General features: G+C 71.8%; 12 protein-coding genes. All 12 read right to left on the bottom strand.

Features of this window, described 5'->3' with window-relative positions; translation table 11 throughout:
• Nucleotides 1-101: 101 nt before the first annotated feature.
• The 12 genes from ACFU53_RS30705 to ACFU53_RS30650 all read right to left on the bottom strand — a co-directional run bounded on the left by ACFU53_RS30705 (nt 102) and on the right by ACFU53_RS30650 (nt 17,201).
• Complete coding sequence (locus tag ACFU53_RS30705; protein WP_383999461.1) at nt 102-3,857, bottom strand: ABC transporter ATP-binding protein; 3,756 nt, start codon at nt 3,855-3,857, stop codon at nt 102-104.
• A 102-nt stretch (nt 3,858-3,959) separates the two neighbouring features.
• Nucleotides 3,960-4,196 carry a hypothetical protein gene (locus ACFU53_RS30700; RefSeq protein ID WP_383999458.1) on the bottom strand — a complete coding sequence of 79 codons (237 nt, stop codon included), beginning with the start codon at nt 4,194-4,196 and terminating at the stop codon, nt 3,960-3,962.
• Between the two features lie 466 nt (nt 4,197-4,662).
• On the bottom strand, nt 4,663-6,216 hold the full coding sequence (locus ACFU53_RS30695) for a hypothetical protein (protein ID WP_383999456.1): 1,554 nt from the start codon (nt 6,214-6,216) through the stop codon (nt 4,663-4,665).
• Nucleotides 6,217-6,429: 213 nt separating this feature from the next.
• Entirely contained in the window at nt 6,430-7,686 is a 1,257-nt protein-coding gene (locus ACFU53_RS30690) for an MFS transporter (RefSeq protein ID WP_383999453.1), read from the bottom strand.
• Complete coding sequence (locus ACFU53_RS30685; protein WP_383999450.1) at nt 7,683-9,017, bottom strand: hydrolase; 1,335 nt, start codon at nt 9,015-9,017, stop codon at nt 7,683-7,685. Before ACFU53_RS30685 ends, ACFU53_RS30690 begins: the two co-directional genes overlap by 4 nt.
• Nucleotides 9,014-10,267 (bottom strand): ATP-grasp domain-containing protein, encoded by a 1,254-nt coding sequence (locus tag ACFU53_RS30680; RefSeq protein WP_383999447.1) that lies wholly within the window; start codon nt 10,265-10,267, stop codon nt 9,014-9,016. Before ACFU53_RS30680 ends, ACFU53_RS30685 begins: the two co-directional genes overlap by 4 nt.
• A gap of 46 nt (nt 10,268-10,313) precedes the next feature.
• Entirely contained in the window at nt 10,314-11,360 is a 1,047-nt protein-coding gene (locus ACFU53_RS30675) for a transketolase (RefSeq protein WP_383999444.1), read from the bottom strand.
• Nucleotides 11,357-12,178, bottom strand: coding sequence for a thiamine pyrophosphate-dependent enzyme (locus ACFU53_RS30670; RefSeq protein ID WP_383999441.1), 822 nt, complete (start codon nt 12,176-12,178; stop codon nt 11,357-11,359). Before ACFU53_RS30670 ends, ACFU53_RS30675 begins: the two co-directional genes overlap by 4 nt.
• Nucleotides 12,175-14,142, bottom strand: coding sequence for a M20/M25/M40 family metallo-hydrolase (locus ACFU53_RS30665; RefSeq protein ID WP_383999438.1), 1,968 nt, complete (start codon nt 14,140-14,142; stop codon nt 12,175-12,177). The genes ACFU53_RS30670 and ACFU53_RS30665 overlap by 4 nt, the downstream gene beginning before the upstream one ends.
• A complete protein-coding gene (argC, locus tag ACFU53_RS30660) occupies nt 14,139-15,221 on the bottom strand; it encodes an N-acetyl-gamma-glutamyl-phosphate reductase (protein ID WP_383999435.1) in 1,083 nt (360 codons plus the stop codon). The genes ACFU53_RS30665 and argC overlap by 4 nt, the downstream gene beginning before the upstream one ends.
• Entirely contained in the window at nt 15,214-16,533 is a 1,320-nt protein-coding gene (locus tag ACFU53_RS30655) for a DegT/DnrJ/EryC1/StrS family aminotransferase (protein ID WP_383999433.1), read from the bottom strand. Before ACFU53_RS30655 ends, argC begins: the two co-directional genes overlap by 8 nt.
• Nucleotides 16,530-17,201, bottom strand: coding sequence for a degT/DnrJ/EryC1/StrS aminotransferase (locus ACFU53_RS30650; RefSeq protein WP_383999430.1), 672 nt, complete (start codon nt 17,199-17,201; stop codon nt 16,530-16,532). The genes ACFU53_RS30655 and ACFU53_RS30650 overlap by 4 nt, the downstream gene beginning before the upstream one ends.
• Nucleotides 17,202-17,282 lie beyond the last annotated feature (81 nt).

Here is a 17,282-nt window from a genome sequence, read left to right as displayed (position 1 = left end):
TGCTCACTGCTGTCCCTCCCGCCACACGCCCGTACTGATGTACGGACGCATAACCCCCCTCGAACGGTTGCGCGCTCAGAGCGACACGCTACGAGGGACCCCTACGGCTTCAGCGCCGGCTCGCCCACGAAGGTCCGCCAGAGTGCGGCGTACCGTCCGTCGCGGGCCAGCAGTTCGTCGTGGGTACCGTCCTCGGCGACGCGGCCGTGGGCCATGAGGACGACGCGGTCGGCGCGGGCGGCCGTGGTGAGGCGGTGGGCGACGACGAGGGTGGTGCGACGGCCGGCGAGGCGGTCGGTGGCATGGTTGACCTGGGCCTCCGTAGCCAGGTCCAGGGCGGCCGTCGCCTCGTCGAGGAGCAGGATGTCGGGGTTCACCAGCTCCGCGCGGGCCAGGGCGATCAGCTGGCGCTGCCCGGCGGAGAGGTTACGGCCGCGTTCGGCGACCTCGTGGAGGTAGCCGCCGTCGAGCGTGGCGATCATGTCGTGGGCGCCGACGGCACGGGCCGCTGCCTCCACCTCGGCGTCCGTGGCCTCGGGGCGGCCGTAGGCGATGGCGTCCCGGATCGTGCCCTGGAAGAGGTACGCCTCCTGCGGGACGACGCCCAGGCGGTGGCGGTACGAGGTGAGGTCGAGGTCGCGCAGGTCGGCGCCGTCGACCGTCACCCGGCCGCCGGTGGGGTCGTAGAAGCGGGCGACGAGCTTGACGAGCGTCGACTTGCCGGCGCCCGTCTCACCGACGAAGGCGACGGTCTGCCCGGCGGGGATCGTGAGACCGACCCCACTCAAGGCCTCCTCCCCGTCGTCGGTGGAGCCGTACGCGAAGTCCACGTCCTCGAAGGTGATGTCGCCGCGCAGGGAGAGCACCTCCAGCGGCTCGTCGGCGGACTTCGTCGACGTCGGCTCCTGGAGGAGTTCCTGGATGCGGCCCAGGGAGACGGTGGCCTGCTGGTAGCCGTCGAAGACCTGGGAGAGCTGCTGGACGGGGGCGAAGAAGAGGTCGATGTAGAGGAGGTACGCCACCAGGGCGCCGGTCGTCAGGGTGCCCGCGTCGACCCGGTGGGCGCCGACGATCAGGACCGCCGCCGCTGCCGCCGAGGACAGGAACTGCACGAACGGGAAGTAGATCGAGATCAGCCACTGGCCGTGGACCCGGGCCTGGCGGTAGCTGTCGCTGCCGGCCGCGAACCGCTCGCCGCCGTGCCGCTCACGCCGGAACGCCTGCACGATCCGCAGCCCGGCCACCGACTCCTGCAGGTCCGCGTTGACCACGGACACCCGCTCGCGGGCCAGCTCGTACGCCTTCACGCTCGCCCGGCGGAAGAAGACCGTGCAGACGATCAGCGGCGGGAGCGTGGCGAAGACGACGAGGGCGAGCTGTACGTCGAGCACGAGCAGGGCGCCCATGATGCCGAAGAAGGTGACGACGGAGACGAAGGCCGTGACCAGGCCGGTCTGCAGGAACGTCGACAGGGCGTCCACGTCGGTCGTCATCCGGGTCATGATCCGGCCCGTCAACTCCCGCTCGTAGTAGTCGAGTCCGAGGCGTTGGAGCTGGGCGAAGATCTTCAGGCGGAGGGAGTAGAGGACGCGTTCGCCGGTGCGGCCGGTCATCCGCATCTCGCCGACCTGGGCCGCCCATTGGGCGATCACCGCGATCAGGCCCAGCAGGGACGCCGCCCAGACCGCGCCGAGGGCCGCCTGTGAGACGCCCTGGTCGATGCCGTGCCGGATCAGGACGGGCAGCAGCAGGCTCATGCCCGCGTCGACGGCGACCAGGGCCAGGCTGATCAGGAGGGGCATCCCGAAGCCGCGCAGCAGCCGCTTCAGGCCGTACGACTCCTCCGGGGCGACCGCGCGGGCCTCGTCGATGCCGGGGGTGTCGGTCGCCGGGGGCAGCGCCTCGACCTGGGCGAGGAGTTCGGGGGTCGCGGGGGTGCCGTCGAAGGCGGTGTCGCGTGGCTCCCGGTCGCCGGTCCACAGACGGGGCGTGATCCCGCGCTCGGCGTCGAACTCGGCGTCCAGCTCGTCCCGTATCGAGTCGCGTACGGGGGTGTCGTCGGCCTTGGTCAGGGAGGTCGGGGGGATGTGGCCGGGCGAGACTCCGCCCAGTTCGTCGGGGTCGGTGAGCAGCCGGCGGTAGAGGGCGGAGCGGCGCTCCAGCTCCTCGTGGGTGCCGATGTCGGCGAGGCGGCCCTCGTCGAGGACGGCGATGCGGTCGGCGAGGCCGAGGGTGGAGCGGCGGTGGGCGATGAGGAGGGTGGTGCGGCCCTCCATGACGTGGGTCAGCGCCTCGTGGATCTCGTGCTCCACGCGGGCGTCCACCGCCGAGGTCGCGTCGTCGAGGACGAGGAGGCGGGGGTCGGTGAGGATCGCGCGGGCGAGGGCGACGCGCTGGCGCTGGCCGCCCGAGAGGGTGAGGCCGTGTTCGCCGACCTTGGTGGCGTAGCCGTCGGGCAGCTCGGCGATGAAACGGTCCGCCTGGGCGGCGCGGGCGGCGGTCTCGATCTGCTCGTCGGTCGCGTCCGGGCGGCCGTACGCGATGTTGGCGCGGACCGTGTCGGAGAAGAGGAAGGAGTCCTCGGGGACCAGGCCGATCGCGGCGCGCAGCGAGTCGAGGGTCAGCTCGCGGACGTCGTGGCCGCCGATGAGGACGGCGCCGCGGGACACGTCGTAGAAGCGCGGGAGGAGGAGGGAGACGGTGGACTTGCCGGAGCCGGAGGAGCCGACGACGGCGAGGGTCTCGCCGGGGCGGATCTCGAAGCTGAGGCCGTCGAGGACGGGTCGCCCGGAGTCGTACCCGAAGGACACGTCGTCGAACTCGACGGTCGCGGGCGCGTCGGCGGGAAGGGTCTTGGTGCCGTCGTCGAGCGTGGGCTCGGTGTCGATCAGCTCCAGGACGCGTTCGGTGCCGGCCCTGGCCTGTTGGCCGACGGTGAGGACCATGGCGAGCATGCGGACGGGGCCGACCAGCTGGGCGAGGTAGGTGGAGAAGGCGACGAACGTGCCGAGCGTGATGTGGCCGCGCACGGCCAGCCAGCCGCCGAGCGCCAGCATCGCGACCTGGCCGAGGGCGGGGACGGCCTGGAGGGCGGGGGTGTACCGGGAATTGAACCGGATGGTACGCAGCCGCCCCGCGAAGAGCCGACGGCCGACCTCCCTCAGCTTCCCGGTCTCCTGCTCCTCCTGCCCGAACCCCTTCACCACGCGTACGCCGCTGACGGCGCCGTCGACCACGCCGGCGACGGCGGCGGCCTGGGCCTGGGCGTACCAAGTGGCGGGGTGCAGCTTGGTGCGGCTGCGCCCGGCGATCCACCACAGGGCGGGGGCGACGGCGATCGCGACCAGGGTGAGCGGCAGGGACAGCCACGCCATGATCACGAGGGAGATCAGGAACAGCAGGATGTTGCCGATGGTCATCGGCAACATGAAGAGCAGGCCCTGGATCAGCTGGAGGTCGCTGGTGGCGCGGCCGACGACCTGCCCGGTGGACAGCTCGTCCTGCCGCCGCCCGTCGAGGCCGGTGATCGTCCCGTACATCTCCGTCCGCAGATCGTGCTGGACGTCGAGGGCGAGGCGGCCGCCGTAGTAGCGGCGGATGTAGGTGGAGACGTAGACGAGGAGGGCGGCGCCGATCAGGGCTGCCGCCCAGGGGGCCATGTCCCTGGTCTTGTCCCCGATCACGTCATCGATGATCACCTTGGTGATCAGGGGGACCAGCGCCATCACCGCCATACCGGCGAGGGACGAGCCGAGGGCGAGGATCACGCCCTTGGGGTAGCGCCAGGCATACCCGGCCAGTCTGCGCGCCCAACCTGCTTCGTCCCCTGCGGGTGCCTCCCCCTGTCGCGCGGCCACGCGGTGCCCTCCTCGTCGTCATGGTCTTCCGGAAGGCACCAACGCGCGGAGCAGCCGATTTCATCCCGCCGCAACAATCCTGGGGCGTGGGCGGCCCGTCGATCACGCCCCAGGTGAGGCGTTGCCCGTCCGGCACACAGCCGCATACGGACGGCCGTCCGACTGCCACCGCGCGACACGTTCGGTGATCCGGTCCCACAGTCGCACCGTTCCGCCCTGCCGGACCATCCACCGGCCCCCGTCCCGGAAGACGACAGCCCATGTCCCGGCGTCCACGTCGATCACGTCCGGAGGCGTGGCCACCAGACACGACAAAGAGGAGCTGATGGCGATGGGCATCATCCACACCTTGGTCGCACCCGTCGTGAGGGCCCCTGCTCCAGGTCGGCCTTTTACGCTCCCACTCATGATTGAGATCGACCGGGAGAGCATCACCCCGATGTACTTGCAGCTCGCATCCGTCCTGCGCGAGCTGCGTCCGACGCGGAGAGATCCCGGTCGGCCGCCGCATCCCGTCCCACTGCGAACTGGAGCAGGAGACGGGCGGCGCCGTCAGTCGTCGCACCATCAAGTCCGCCATCGAACCACTTGAAGCGGAGGGATTGTTCAGGGGGTTCGGGGCAAGGGCGTGTTCGTCATCGCGAAGCCCGACAGGACCCAGCCTTCCGAAGGGCCCTGCGTCGGGACGGTGGCGGAGAAGGGGGCTGGGTCAGGGTCAGCGTACGAAAGGGCGCAGTCAGCCGTCGGACCCTGGAGACCTTGCCTCGGGGGCGGCACCGCCCGGTCCCCGCTTCCGCTACTGAGGTCACGCAGATAGCCGGCGGATCGTGTCCAAGTTCAGCGCCGGGTTCGCAGCCGCGGCGTGGGCCAGCTCCTCGTCGTCGAGGAGTACTGCCAGCCGGGACTGCGGAAGATTCGGGTGGCGCGTCGCCGCAGCCCTCACGGCGGTGTCCGGGTCCTGGGTGAGCCGCTCCACGGCTGCCGGCTCGGTTTCGGGGTCGCGTGCGGCCAAGGCCCGGACCTCAGGGTCCTCGTGGTCGGCGAAGGCGGCCAGTCCGTCGGTCGGGAAGTTCGGCCGGGTGGTGAGGTGGCTGCGCTCGGGGCCGGTGTACTCGAGGAAGCTGCGCAGCAGAAGTGGCGCGGGGGCGTCTGGATGGTTCTGGGCCAGCAGGACGCGCACGCCGAGGTCGTCGTCGGCGGCCAGGCGTGCGACGAGGTCCGGTGGCAGCAGGTGGTCCCTGGCTGCCTGCCGGCGCAGCAGTGGGTGGTTGGAGAGTGCGTTTCGGCGGACGGTCTTGGGATCCCGGGGCACCTCGGGCGCAGGGTGGAAGACGAAGGGATGGTCCATGGGGACCTGGTAGTCGATCTGGGCCCGTTCCTCCTCGCTCAGTGCGGGGTGGAGGGACACGGCCAGCCGGACGTCGGGGTGGGGGTCCGTCGCGAGCGCGCGGCGCTCGGCCGGTCCCAGGTCCGCGCGGTACGCGACCTTCGTGCGCACGTCCGGGTCCGGATCGGCGACGAGTACGCGGCGCTCGGCGGGTCCGAGGTCTGCGCGCTGCGCGATCAGGCCCCGTATCTCCGGAACCGGGTCGGCGGCCAGGAGGACCACTGTGTCGGGAGGGAGGGTGGGGTTTACGGCGATCATCGCCTTGTCCTCCTTGCCGACGGGCCTGGCGAGGACGCCGTCCACTACGGCTCTGGTCAGGGCGTCGTGGAGCAGCATGCCGGTGCGGGCGTGGCACGGTCGGTCGGGGAGCGCGCTCTCCACCCACGCCGGATCCTGATGGCGCGCATGCCGCTGCGCCGTCTCCCGAACCCCGTCGTCGGGGTCTGTGAGCAGTGCGGCCCGCATGTCTGCGGACAGTGATGCCCACGTGCCGACCCCCCAACGGCGGACCTTCGCGATCGGATGTGTGGGCATGGAAAGGCGCAGCCCGGTGGAGATCTGCTGGTAAAAGAAACCGTCCAGCAGTTCGTCGTCATACGTGCTGATCATGTGGACGATGACCTCGTCGGGCAGGGGCCTGGGCCGGGCGGGGGCGGCCACCCGCGGTCCCGCGGCGAGGTGGCCGCGGACGAACCACTCGGGATCGTCCAGCAGTCGAACTCGCTGGGCCGGATCGACATGGGGGTTACGGGCGAAGAAGCTGCGGGTGTAGGTGTCGGGGTGCTCGATCACCGCGTCGACGACGGCGTCGGGCAGGATCCGGTCCCGGCACAGCACCATCCGCACGGCAAGCGGAGCGTCAGCGAGCAGCCGCAGGAGGACGCTCTCCGGCACGGACGGGTTGAGAGCCAGCCCGGCGAGCCGACGGGTGGGGAGATCGGCGTCCGCCCATATCTGCTCAGGCGTAGGCATGCTCTGTGCCCCCAAGGTGTCAGCCCGCCTCGTGAAGTTCCTGGTCCACGACCTTATCCGCCTTGCACAGCGACGGGCCGAGCGTTGGCTAGCGCCGTCCGGGGCCCGTCCAGACGGTCGCGCGCCGGAGAGGCGGGCTTCCCGAGTCCGACGCGGATGGAGTGCATGCCATGCGAACTGGCGGGATGTCAGAAGTTCTCGGGCGGCGTACGCCTACGCCGGGGCCTCCGCCCGCTCTCCCTCGGCCGCCGTGTCCGCGGTCTCCTCCCCCGCACCCTCGTCCTTGCTGAACAGGCAGACGAACGCACACCCCGCAGCGATCACCGCGGCGACGTACCAGTTCCCCCCGGGCGCGTCCCAGGAGAGGGACAGGTCGAAGAGGATGCCGGCGAGGAGGGAGCCGATCATGTTGCCGGCGCTGCGGAAGAAGTGCATGGCGCCCATGGCCTTGGCGAGGCGGTCGGCGGGGACCTTCCGGGCGACCCAGATGTCGAAGGACGGGACGAAGAGGATCTCGCCGAGGACCACGGTGAGGCAGCCGACGACCACCCAGGGGGCGGAGCGGCCCGCGCCGAAGGCGGTGAAGGCGACCGTCATGCCGGCGAGGCCGAGCGCCATCACCGCGCCGGGGCGCAGGTGCTTGATCAGGAACTTGAACAGCGGGTACTGAAGCACCAGCACCGTCAGGCCCGTGATCCAGAAGGGGGCCGAGGGCGCCCACCCCGACGCGAACTCCTCCATGTGCAGCGGGATGCCGACCATGAAGCCGATGGAGAGGAACCAGAAGACGGCGGAGAGGAGGAAGTAGCGGGTGGCGCCGCGGACCTCGATGCCCTTGAAGACCGCCGTGCTGAACAGCGGGACCCGGTCCCCCGTCCTGTCCCCCGTCCTGTCCCCCGTCCTGTCCGCCGTCTTTCCGAAGCCGTCCCTCGGGATGAACGCCGACGCCGCCAGGCAGAAGCCGATGAAGATCGCGAAGACGACGGAGAAGAGGGTGCGGAGGTCCACGTCCGCGAGGAGGCCGCCGGCCAGCGCGCCGCCGAAGAGGCCCACCTGGGCGGACATCTGGAAGGTCGAGAAGGCCTTCGGGCGCTCGTCGTCGGGGTACGAGACGAGGATGTTCTTCAGGCCGGGGAAGGCCGTGCCCGAGCCGAGGCCGATGAACAGGGCCAGCACGCTGTACACGGCGACACCGCTGCCGAAGCCCATCAGGCCCAGCGCGACCGCCTCCGTCGCGGTACCCGCGAACACCGCGCCCCGGATGCCGATCCGGGCGGCGACACCCTCGTAGAAGAAGGTGGCGGCGAGGCGGCCGACGTACGTCATGCACATCACGACACCGGCCCAGAAGCCGCTGTCGGTGCCGCCGAGGGAGGCGACGAGGACGGGGAACCAGATGAAGTTCCCGATGTGGGCGAGGAAGATACCGGCGTTCACGCCGATCAGCGCCCGCCTGCGTTCGATGGTCACGCGGCCATTCCCTTCGGGTCGGTCACAGCGTCGGTGGTGCGCAGGGCCGCGATGGCGCGGGCGAGCGCCGGGCGGTCGATCTCCGTGCCCCGGACGGCCGTCCTGACGGGCAGCGCCGACAGCGGGCGCTCGGGGGTGGAGGCGCGCAGGAGGTTGTACGTGGCGGGGGCGCCGACGCTCAGCGGGTGCGCTCCCGTCGGGTCGCCGCTCAGCTCGTCGAAGTAGCGGCGGCCGCCGACCGTGGCCTGGTGGCGCAGCATCCCGTCCAGCGAGGCGTCGCCGCCGCGCAGCAGGTCCAGCTCGCTGAGCAGCGAATAGCCGTGGTACGCACCGGTGTTGCCGGAGTCGGTGCCGACCAGCAGGTCGCCGCGGCCCAGCGCGGCCAGGGCGTTGCGGCGCATGTCGGCGAGGGCGGCCGTGCGGGTCTCCTGGACGCCGTACTCGATGCCGTAGGGCTTCTCGATGCCCTTGACGAAGTCGAGGTTGCGGACGTCCTGGGTCTCGGCGAAGCCCTCGCGGCCGTACTCGGCGAGGAACTCGTCCCCCGTCATGATCATCGGCCGGAGCCCGGCGAGGGTCGACACGAACCGCGCCCCCTCGAACTCCTTCCAGTCGACCGCGTCGAGGGTGCGGTCGCGCACGGTGTGGGCGAAGAGACGGAAGCCGCACTCGTACGCCCAGCGGGTCTCCTGGAGGGTGTTGCAGTCGATGACCGCCGTGACGCCGCGCTCGGCGGCCATCCGGGCGGTGAAGCGCAGTACCCGCTCCGACAGCCGGGAGAAGCGGACCGGGCTGCCCGGCTGTTCCGTGCCGTCGGTGAACATCACCTTCAGGAAGGTGCCGCCGCGTTCGGCGTTGGCGCGCAGGGCGTGGTCGAGGTCGGACTCGACGGCCAGCATGTACACCGGGGCCGGGAACTCGACGCCGTGGCCGGTGCGGCCCGCCGCGTCGGTCGTCGCCGTCACCGCGTAGCCGCAGTGCGTGATCTCCGGGTACGGCCACGGGGTGGCCTCCCGGCCGGCCGCCCAGGCGTCGGCGACCAGCGGGAAACCGAACATGTCCACGACGTGGGTGACCCCGTGGTAGAGGTACTGGAGGGCCACGATCCGGGGGTCCTCGACCGTGTCGTCCCAGTTGGCGGGGAGGGAGACATGGGCGTGGGTCTCGGTGTAGCCGGGCCAGAGCTCGTGCTCGCCGCCCTGCCGGGGGCCGGTCTTCTCGAAGGCCGTGAAGACCCCGTCCCCGGTCGTGACGTCGAAGACCGCCTCGGGGTCGAGGGCCGGGACGGCCACCCCCCACAGCTGCCCGCCGCTCTGCGGGGCGGGGTTCATCGGGCCACCTCGACCTTCAGGCGCAGGTCGATGGCGTCCAGGGCCTCCTCGTTGCGCTTGTTGACCTCGTCGCGGTCGGCGCCGGTGAAGATGATGTGGCCGATCCAGTCGAAGTTGCTCTTGGAGAGGCGGCTGACCTCGACGCCGGGCTTCTTGTACGCGAGGGCGCTGTGGAAGCCGGGCAGGTCCTTCAGGCCGTCGAAGCCGATGGACTCGACCGTGCCGGCGACCGGGGAGCCGAACCAGTGGCCGCCCGCGATGGTCTCGCCGGGGAAGGGCAGTGCGGGGCGCTCGCCGAGGGCCTGGCGGATGACCTCCAGGTAGGCGTCGACGCCGGAGCTGATCTGCATCAGGCTCGGCACGATGCCGCCGATGAGCCGGCCGTTGACCTCGCACAGCACCGGGCCGTCCGGGCCGAGCAGGAACTCGGTGTGGATGAAGCCGAAGTCGACGCCCAGCTCGTTCAGGACCTTCGTGGTCATCGCGAACAGCTCGTCCTGGAGCGGGTGTCCGGTGAAGTACGTGGCGCCCATCTCGATGAAGTGCGGGAAGCCGCTGAGCGGACGGTCGGTCAGCCCGAGGTTGACGATCTCGCCCTCGCCGAGCACGCAGGACTCCACCGAGATCAGCTCACCGGTGACGAACTCCTCGATCAGGATGTCCGGGATGCGGACGACGCCGCGCCCGTAGTCGACGACCTCCGCCAGCTCGGCGAGGTAGGTGTTCAGGTCGTCCTCGTCCTTGAGGTGCAGCACGTGCAGGCTGGCGGTGCCGTCGGACGGCTTCACCACGCACGGGAAGCCGATCTCGCGGACGGCCGCCTCGACCTTCGTCGGGTCGGAGACGTGCGCGAAGCGCGGCTGGCGGATGCCCCGGCCGTCCAGTGTGAGGCGGGTGAGGTGCTTGTGGCGGGCGTTGCGGGCGCCGTCGACGCTCATGCCGGGCAGGCCCAGCGCCTCGGCGACGGCGGCGGTGTGGACGGTGTGGTACTCGCTGTACGTGGTCACCCCGTCGACCGGGCGCTCGGCGTGGACCTCGCGGGCCAGGGCCGTCAACTCCTCGATGGAGAAGGCCTTCTCGCTCTTGATGACATGGCAGTTGGGGTGCGCGTAGGCGGCCTCGGTGAGCGGGGAGACGGCGAGGTAGAAGTCGGGGTCGACCGAGACGAGGGTGACGTCGTGGCCGAGGTCGAGCACGCCCGCGATGCCGGCCATGCCGTTGGGGTTGCATTCGATCATGAGGATGTGCACGGGGACTCCTTGAGTCGTGAGTGGGTGAATTCGATTGCCGCGAAGCTCAGTCGGTGTGGGTTCCGGAGGGCGCCGACGCCCCGGCCTTCTCGATCGCCGTGAGTACGGCGGGCAGGTCCAGGCCCAGCGCGGCCATGACCTCCTCGTGGTCGCCGCCCTGCGAGGGCCAGCTCCGGTCGACGCTCACCGACGTGACCCGGCAGGCGGGGAGCAGCAGAGCGAGCGCCTCCGCGATCCCGCCCTGGCCCCGGTGCTCCTCGACCACCACGAACCGGGAGTGGTGGCGGGCGAGTTCGGCGGCCGCCTCGGTCAGGTGCTCGTGGTCCAGATAGACCAGGTGCGCGTGGGCGCTGCCGGGCACGGCCCGCCGGGCGGCGAGGGCGAGCCGGGTGCCTTCCTCGCCGACGGAGACGAGGCAGACGGCGTCAGCGGCCGACGCTCCGAACTCCCAGTTGACGACGGGCGGTTCAGCACCGGAGTCGGGCAGATCGAGGGACTCGTACTTGGCGTTGCGCCCCGTACGGATGTAGTGCGGACGCCCGGAGCGGACCGCCTCCCGCACGACCGCGCGCATCTCGGCGTCGCCGTACGGCGCCGCGATGGTCACGCCCGGCACGCTGCGCAGGATCGCCAGATCCTCCAGGCAGTGGTGGGTGGTCCCGAACCAGGCGCCGGAGACACCGGCGTACGGCGCGACGACCGTGACGCCGGCGGCCAGGTAGCCGAGGGTCAGCTTCAGGCTCTCGGCGGCGCGCAGGGCGGCGAACGGGGCGAAGGTGCTGACGAACGGCTTGTGGCCGCCGGCCGCCAGCCCCGCCGCCATGTCGACCATGGCGCCCTCGGCGATCCCGAGGTTGAGGAAACGCCCCGGGTGGGCGGCCTGGAAGGGGTGTCCCTTGCCGCCCAGATCCGCCTCCAGGCAGACGATCGTGTCGTCGGAGGCGGCGAGCCGGGTCAGCTCGTCCCGGTAGGCGTCGCGACCGGAGAGGGTCACCGGTCGCTGGTCGGTGGGGGGCGCGGGCGCCGCGGAGGTCACCGGTCGCTCCTCCGTGCGGGGCGCGGGGGGCACCCGGCGCTCGTCGGCGACGGTCATCGGATCGCTCGCTTCCACTTGGCGGCGCGCGCCTCGTCGATGGTCACGTAGTGGCTGCCGGCCTTGCCCTCGACGGCTCGTACGCCCTTGCCCTTGACGGTGTCGGCGATGACGGCGAGGGGGCGGCGGGCGGTCGAGCGGTCGTCCGCCAGCAGGCCGGTGAGGGCGCGCAGGTCGTGGCCGTCGACCTCCGTCACGTCGAACCCGAACGCGGTGAACCGCTCCGCGAGCCGGGGCAGCGGGGAGATGTCGGCGACCATGCCGTCGTTCTGGCCGCCGTTGCGGTCGACGACGAGGACGAAGTTGCCCAGTTGCTGCGCGGCGGCGACCTGGCAGGTCTCCCAGACCAGGCCCTCCTGCAGCTCGCCGTCCCCGGCGACCGCGATGCCGAGCCCGTGCCGCCCCCGCAGTCGCTGCGAGAGCGCCCACCCGGCGGCGTACGGGACGCCGTGGCCGAGGCTGCCGGTGGGGAAGCGGACGCCGGGCACCTTGGGTCCGGGATGGCCGGTGTAGGGGTGGCCGGCGAGGCCGTACAGCGGGGCCGGGTTCTCCGGCAGTACACCGCTGACGTGCAGGGCCGCGTAGAGCCCGGCGGCGGCGTGGCCCTTGCTGAGCACGACCTCGGTGCCGTCGCCGGCGGAGGCGCGGTGCAGCGCGGCGATCAGGATGTCGAGGACGGAGAGGCTGCCGCCGAGGTGGCAGCCGCGCGGGCTCGCCGCCATGTCGACCACCAACCGGCGGGCCCGGACGGCTCGTTCGGTGAGGGTGGCCACCAGGTCGTCCCCGGTCCGGGGTTCTTCGAGTACGGCCGTGGTCATCGCCGGCTCCCCTCGGGCAGGGCGAACCACCGGTTGACCGCGTCGGCGAGCAGTGAGCGGGCGGTGCGGTACTCCATGGGGTCGATGCGTTCCTCGTCGGTGTGGTCGAGCGCGGAGTCGCCTGGGCCGTACGCCACCATCGGGACGTCGTGCCAGGTGGTGGCCAGCGTGTTCATGTCGGACGTGCCCTTCTTCACCACGAAGCGGGGCCTGATCCCGGCCTGCGCGAAGGCCCGGGTGAAGACCTTGACCAGGGCGCTGGACCGGCCTCCGGCGTGTCCGGGCGTGGCCCGCAGCACCTCGACGCGCACGTCGTCGCGGACATGGCCCAGCGCGGCGGCCTTGAGCGCCGCCACGTCCGCCTTGGGCGGCACCCGGAAGTTGAGGATCCCGGTGGCGGTGTCGCGCTTGCGCCCGTTCTCCACCCGCACGTCGATGACCGCGCTGAGCGCGTCCGGCGCCTCGGCGAGCACCGCCGCCCGGATACGGCCGAGGACGTCGATCAGGTGGTCCGGCGCGGACACGGCGTCCATCCCGGCGGAGTGGCCGCTGGGCACGGACGCGGTCACCCGGAGCTTGAACAGCCCGAAGTAGCCGAGGGTCAGGGTCCCCGAGCCGCTGGGCTCGCCGATGACGACGGCGTCGGCCGGGTACCGGTCGCGGACGTGGAAGGCGCCCTTGGAGGACGAGATCTCCTCCTCGACCGCGCCGACCACACAGAGCCGGCCGTCCTCGGGGATGTCCGCGTGGGCGAGCACCTCCAGGAAGTTCGCCAGGCTGCCCTTGGCGTCGACGCTCCCCCGCGCCCACAGCTCGCCGTCGCGCCACTCGGCCGGCCAGTGGTGCGGGACCGTGTCGAGGTGGCCGAGGAGCAGGAGCCGCCGGGGCCCGGCGCCGCGCGTGGCGACGAGGTTGCCCGCCTCGTCCACATGGGCGTCCATGCCGCGCTCCCGGCACCACTCGGCCAGATACGCGGCGAGTTCGGCCTCGTCCCGCGACACCGACGGCACGCACGCGACCCGGGTGAGCAGCCCGAGATCGGCCGCCGGCTCCTTCGTACGCCAGAACCGGGTCCAGCCGGCGGGCTCGCTCATGGTGTGCGGGCCGGTGATGGCGATGTCCGCGCCGCTGTCCTTCATGGCTATCTCGGCGGCCCGCACCTTCTGCCGCATCCTGCCGCCCGCGTACTGCGCGCCCTCGCCCGGATAGGCGTCGTACAGCGTCGAGTCGGGGACGGCCGGGTCGGTGAGCAGCCCGGCGGTGCCGGTGACCAGCCGGAGGTGGTCGGCGCCGAGCGCGCCGGTCAGCACGGCGGCGAGCACGTCGGCGTCCACGTTCAGTGGTGCCCCGCCGGCCGGGTCGGCGACCGGCGGTGAGAGACAGACGACGTCGTACGCCTCCAGCAGCGCGGTCAGCCCGTCGACGTCGACCTCCGTCGGCACCCCGGCCCGGTGATCACGCACGACCAGGGTGCGCCCCTCGCCGGACACCGCCTTCAGCGGACGGTTGGCCTTGCCGCTCACGAGCCCGCCACGCGCCGCGACGGAGGTGAACACGCTCAGACCGAGCGCCCGCAGCTCCCGCTCCACGGCGGGCAGGGTCACCCGCTCGTACGCGTCGACCAGGTGTGCCATCTCCTCCGGCGGGCAGTACCGCACCGAGTCGCCGTTGGCCAGGCGCAGTTGGGGCATCGGCCGCCCGATCGCCGCGTAGTGCCGCTCGATCCCGGTGGCCCCGCCCGCGACGACCAGCACCCGGGCGCCACGGGCCACCAGGTCCGCGAGTTCCTTGTGGATGGTGCCGCGGTCGAGGGTGGCGCTGCCGGCCTTGACGACGTAGAGAGGGCGGGCGGACCGGAACCCGCGCTTCCTGGAGGTGGGCGCGACCTGGGCGGACGTGGTCCGCGAGGTCGGAGCCGGGGCCGGAGTCACGGCCGTGGCAGGGCGTTCCAGCTGCGTCGTCATGGCGACACCGCCGTGGTCGGCAGGCCTGCCGCCTCATCGAAGCCGCTGATCAGGTTCATCGCCTGAACGGCCTGTCCCGCCGCGCCCTTGATGAGGTTGTCGAGGGCGGCGACGGCGACGACCTGGCCGCCCTGGACCGCGATGGCGACCTCGGCGACGTTCGAGCCGACGACCGCCTTGAGCATCGGGAAGTCCTGCGGAGCCTTCGGTGCCGGGCGGACCCGTACGAACGGCTTGCCGACGTACGCCTTGGCGTAGGCCCGTTTGACGTCCAACGAGGTGACGCCGTCGCGGAGTTCGGCGTACGCGGTGACCAGGATGCCCCGGGCCACGTCCAGGCTGTGGGTGGAGAACCGGAGGTCCACGGCCGCGCCGGTGAAGTCGGCGATGGCCTGCCGGACCTCGGGCGCGTGCCGGTGCCCGTACAGCTTGTGCACCCGGAAGTTCCCGCTGCGCTCGGCCGGCGGCTCGTTGCCGCCCCGCCCGCCGCCGGTGGAGCCGGTCTTGGCGTCGACGACGACCCGGTCGGTGGCCAGCGGCTCGGCCCCGGCGAAGAGCGGGTAGAGCGCGTAGATCGTCGTGACGGCCATACAGCCCGGCAGGTTCACGAACCGCCCGTCCGGCACCTCGGTGCTCAACTCCGGTACGTAGTACGCGAAGTCCTCCAGCGGCGGATGCTCGGCGGTCTTCGGGTAGTGCGCGCGCACCTCGTCCTCGGCCCGCAGCCGGAAGTCGCCGCCCAGGTTCAGCACCCGCTTGGCGTGCGCGGCGATCAGCGGCAGCCGCTCGGGCAGCGCGCCGGTGGGCAGACAGCCGAAGGCGACGTCGACGGGGTCGATCTCCGCCAGCTCGGCCAGCGGCCGGAACTTCAGCCCGCCCGCCTTCGGATGGTTGCGCAGCCACGGGTGCACGGTGCCGATGGCGGCACCGGCGGCCCGCTCGGCGGACAGGAAGGCGAGTTCGACGTGCGGATGCTCGAGGAGCAGCCGGATGATTTCGCCCCCGGTGTACCCGCTGGCACCGACGACGGCGACGCGGATCTTGTCGTCGGAAAGGTTCGAAAGACCGATGTCAGCCAAGGCGGGCCGCCTTCTCGTACGGCCGCACGTAGTCGCGGTCCTCGACGAGCTTGCGAACGGCGTCGGGGCGGCGAGCGACCTTGCGGAAGGCGTCGGCGTAACGCAGGATCCGCTCGTACTCGACCGGGGAGCGCAGCTCGCGGCAGAGGACGAGGGTGGAGTCGAGCATGCCGAGGGTGACGGGGAAGTCCTCCGGCCGGTGGTCGCGCACGGCGCCCGGGTTGAGGCTGAACGGATAGCCGTTGCCGAACCCGTCCCGGTGCTGGAAGGGCAGATGGCACGGGATGGGCGTGTTCTGCCACTCACGCGCGGGCACACCCTCGGCGACCAGCAGCTCGTGCACGGCCTCCTTGACGGCGTACACGGGCAGGTCGTCGAGCCCGACGGCCTCGGGGTGCAGGGTGATCCGGTACATGTTGTACGCGTGGACGTGCCCGTCCGGCACGTGCGGCGGCGTGAACAGCCCGGTCTCGTGGAGGGCCTCCCCGAGCAGCGCGGCGTTACGGGCGCGGATCTCGTCGTAGTACGGCAGCCGCTTGAGCTGGCTGCTGCCGAAGGCGGCGGCGACCCAGGACATGCCGTAGTCGATGCCGTGCCGGGCGAGGTAGGAGACGGCCCGCTCGTACGACTCCTCCTGGGCGAAGAACGCGACGCCGCCCTCCCCGCCGAGCGGGAAGTTCTTGTCGGCCATCAGGCTCTGCCCGGCCGCGTCGCCGAGGGATCCGGCGACCCGGTCGCCGATCTTCGCGGAGTGGGCGTGGGAGGCGTCCTCGACGAGGGCGATGCCGTGCCGGTCGGCGAGGGCGCGCAGGGCGGGCACGTCGGCGGGCAGACCATGGACGTGCACGGGCATGAGCGCCCGGGTCCGCTCGGTGACCGCGGCGGCCGCGGCGGCCGGGTCCATGCAGTAGGTGACCGGGTCGACGTCGACGAACACGGGAATGGCGTGCGCCGCGACGACCGCCTGTGCGGTGGCGATGAACGTGAACGCCGGCACGATGACCTCGTCGCCCGGCCGCACCCCGGCGCCCACGAGCGCCATGTGCAGACTGGACGTACCGCTGGCCGTGGGCAGCGCGAACCCGGCGCCCACGTACGCCCGGTAGGCCTCGGCGAAGTCGGCGACGACCTTCTCGGGTGCCTGGCGCTGGGCGAGCATCAGGTTGAACACGTCTTCCTTGGTGATGACGGGGAAGAGCGTGCGGCGCATGGCCTTGGGGATGATCTCACCGCCCCCCAGGGCGGCGAGTTCGTCGTCGAGGTCCGCCGGATTGGGCAGCGGCAGCGGCGAGGTCGGGAAGTCGGTGATCATGACTGGGTCGCTCCGGAGGTCGCGGCGGGCCGGTGCTGTGCCGCCTGGGTCTGTGCCACCTGGGTCTGTGCCGCCTGCGTCAGGGCCATCCGCACACAGGCGGCGACCAGCGGGCTGAGCCGGTAGTTGAACTGGACGCCGGGCACGAGGTCGGCGTCCGCCTCCTCCTGTGTCCACATCGTCCGCAGGTCGTAGGCGCCGAAGATCTTCAGCCGCTCGGCGCGGGCCCACAGGCGCGGGTCGTCGGTGAGCACGGCGGCGGCCGGGCCGAAGCCGAGGCCCGACAGGTCCACGACCAGCGCCGGCGCGGTGGCCCCCGCGGCCAGCTCGCCGAGCCGGTCGGCGTTGGCCGGGTCCAGCGCGATGTGGTCGTACGCGGCCGGCCCGTCGTACGTCGTGACGTTCACGCCCAGCCAGGCCAGGAACGCGGCGGTCTCCGCGTCCGGCTCCGCCAGGGCCACGCTGTCCCCGTGGCCGATCCCCTGACCGGCCAACGCGGCGTGTATCGCCCCGGTACGGCTGTTGAGCAGGACGGCTTTGCTCCGCCTCGTCTTCTTCGTCAGCAGTCGTTCCAGACCGGGCAACTCCCGGTCACTCTTCTCGATGCTCATCACCACGCCGGAGGTGAGGACGCGGGTGAGCACGGTGGCGGTGTCGAACAGTTCCATGGGGTGTGGGGCCTCTTTCCGTGGAGGGTGGAGATGGGAGGGGTTCGGTGGTGGGTGGGGGCTTGTCGCGCAGTTCCCCGC

It is taken from the genome of Streptomyces sp. NPDC057474 (genome assembly GCF_042802555.1).
In the GTDB taxonomy this organism is placed as follows: domain Bacteria; phylum Actinomycetota; class Actinomycetes; order Streptomycetales; family Streptomycetaceae; genus Streptomyces.
The sequence above is the reverse complement of the archived record's forward strand: the minus strand, read 5'-3'. Positions and strand labels throughout refer to the sequence as shown.

Excerpts from the sequence above, each read along its gene's own strand:
- ACFU53_RS30650 (WP_383999430.1), bottom strand. The coding sequence starts at position 17,201 with ATGGAACTGTTCGACACCGCCACCGTGCTCACCCGCGTCCTCACCTCC.
- ACFU53_RS30675 (WP_383999444.1), bottom strand. The coding sequence starts at position 11,360 with ATGACCGTCGCCGACGAGCGCCGGGTGCCCCCCGCGCCCCGCACGGAG.
- ACFU53_RS30700 (WP_383999458.1), bottom strand. The coding sequence starts at position 4,196 with ATGCCCATCGCCATCAGCTCCTCTTTGTCGTGTCTGGTGGCCACGCCT.
- ACFU53_RS30655 (WP_383999433.1), bottom strand. The coding sequence starts at position 16,533 with ATGATCACCGACTTCCCGACCTCGCCGCTGCCGCTGCCCAATCCGGCG.
- ACFU53_RS30665 (WP_383999438.1), bottom strand. The coding sequence starts at position 14,142 with ATGACGACGCAGCTGGAACGCCCTGCCACGGCCGTGACTCCGGCCCCG.
- ACFU53_RS30685 (WP_383999450.1), bottom strand. The coding sequence starts at position 9,017 with ATGAACCCCGCCCCGCAGAGCGGCGGGCAGCTGTGGGGGGTGGCCGTC.
- ACFU53_RS30670 (WP_383999441.1), bottom strand. The coding sequence starts at position 12,178 with ATGACCACGGCCGTACTCGAAGAACCCCGGACCGGGGACGACCTGGTG.
- ACFU53_RS30695 (WP_383999456.1), bottom strand. The coding sequence starts at position 6,216 with ATGCCTACGCCTGAGCAGATATGGGCGGACGCCGATCTCCCCACCCGT.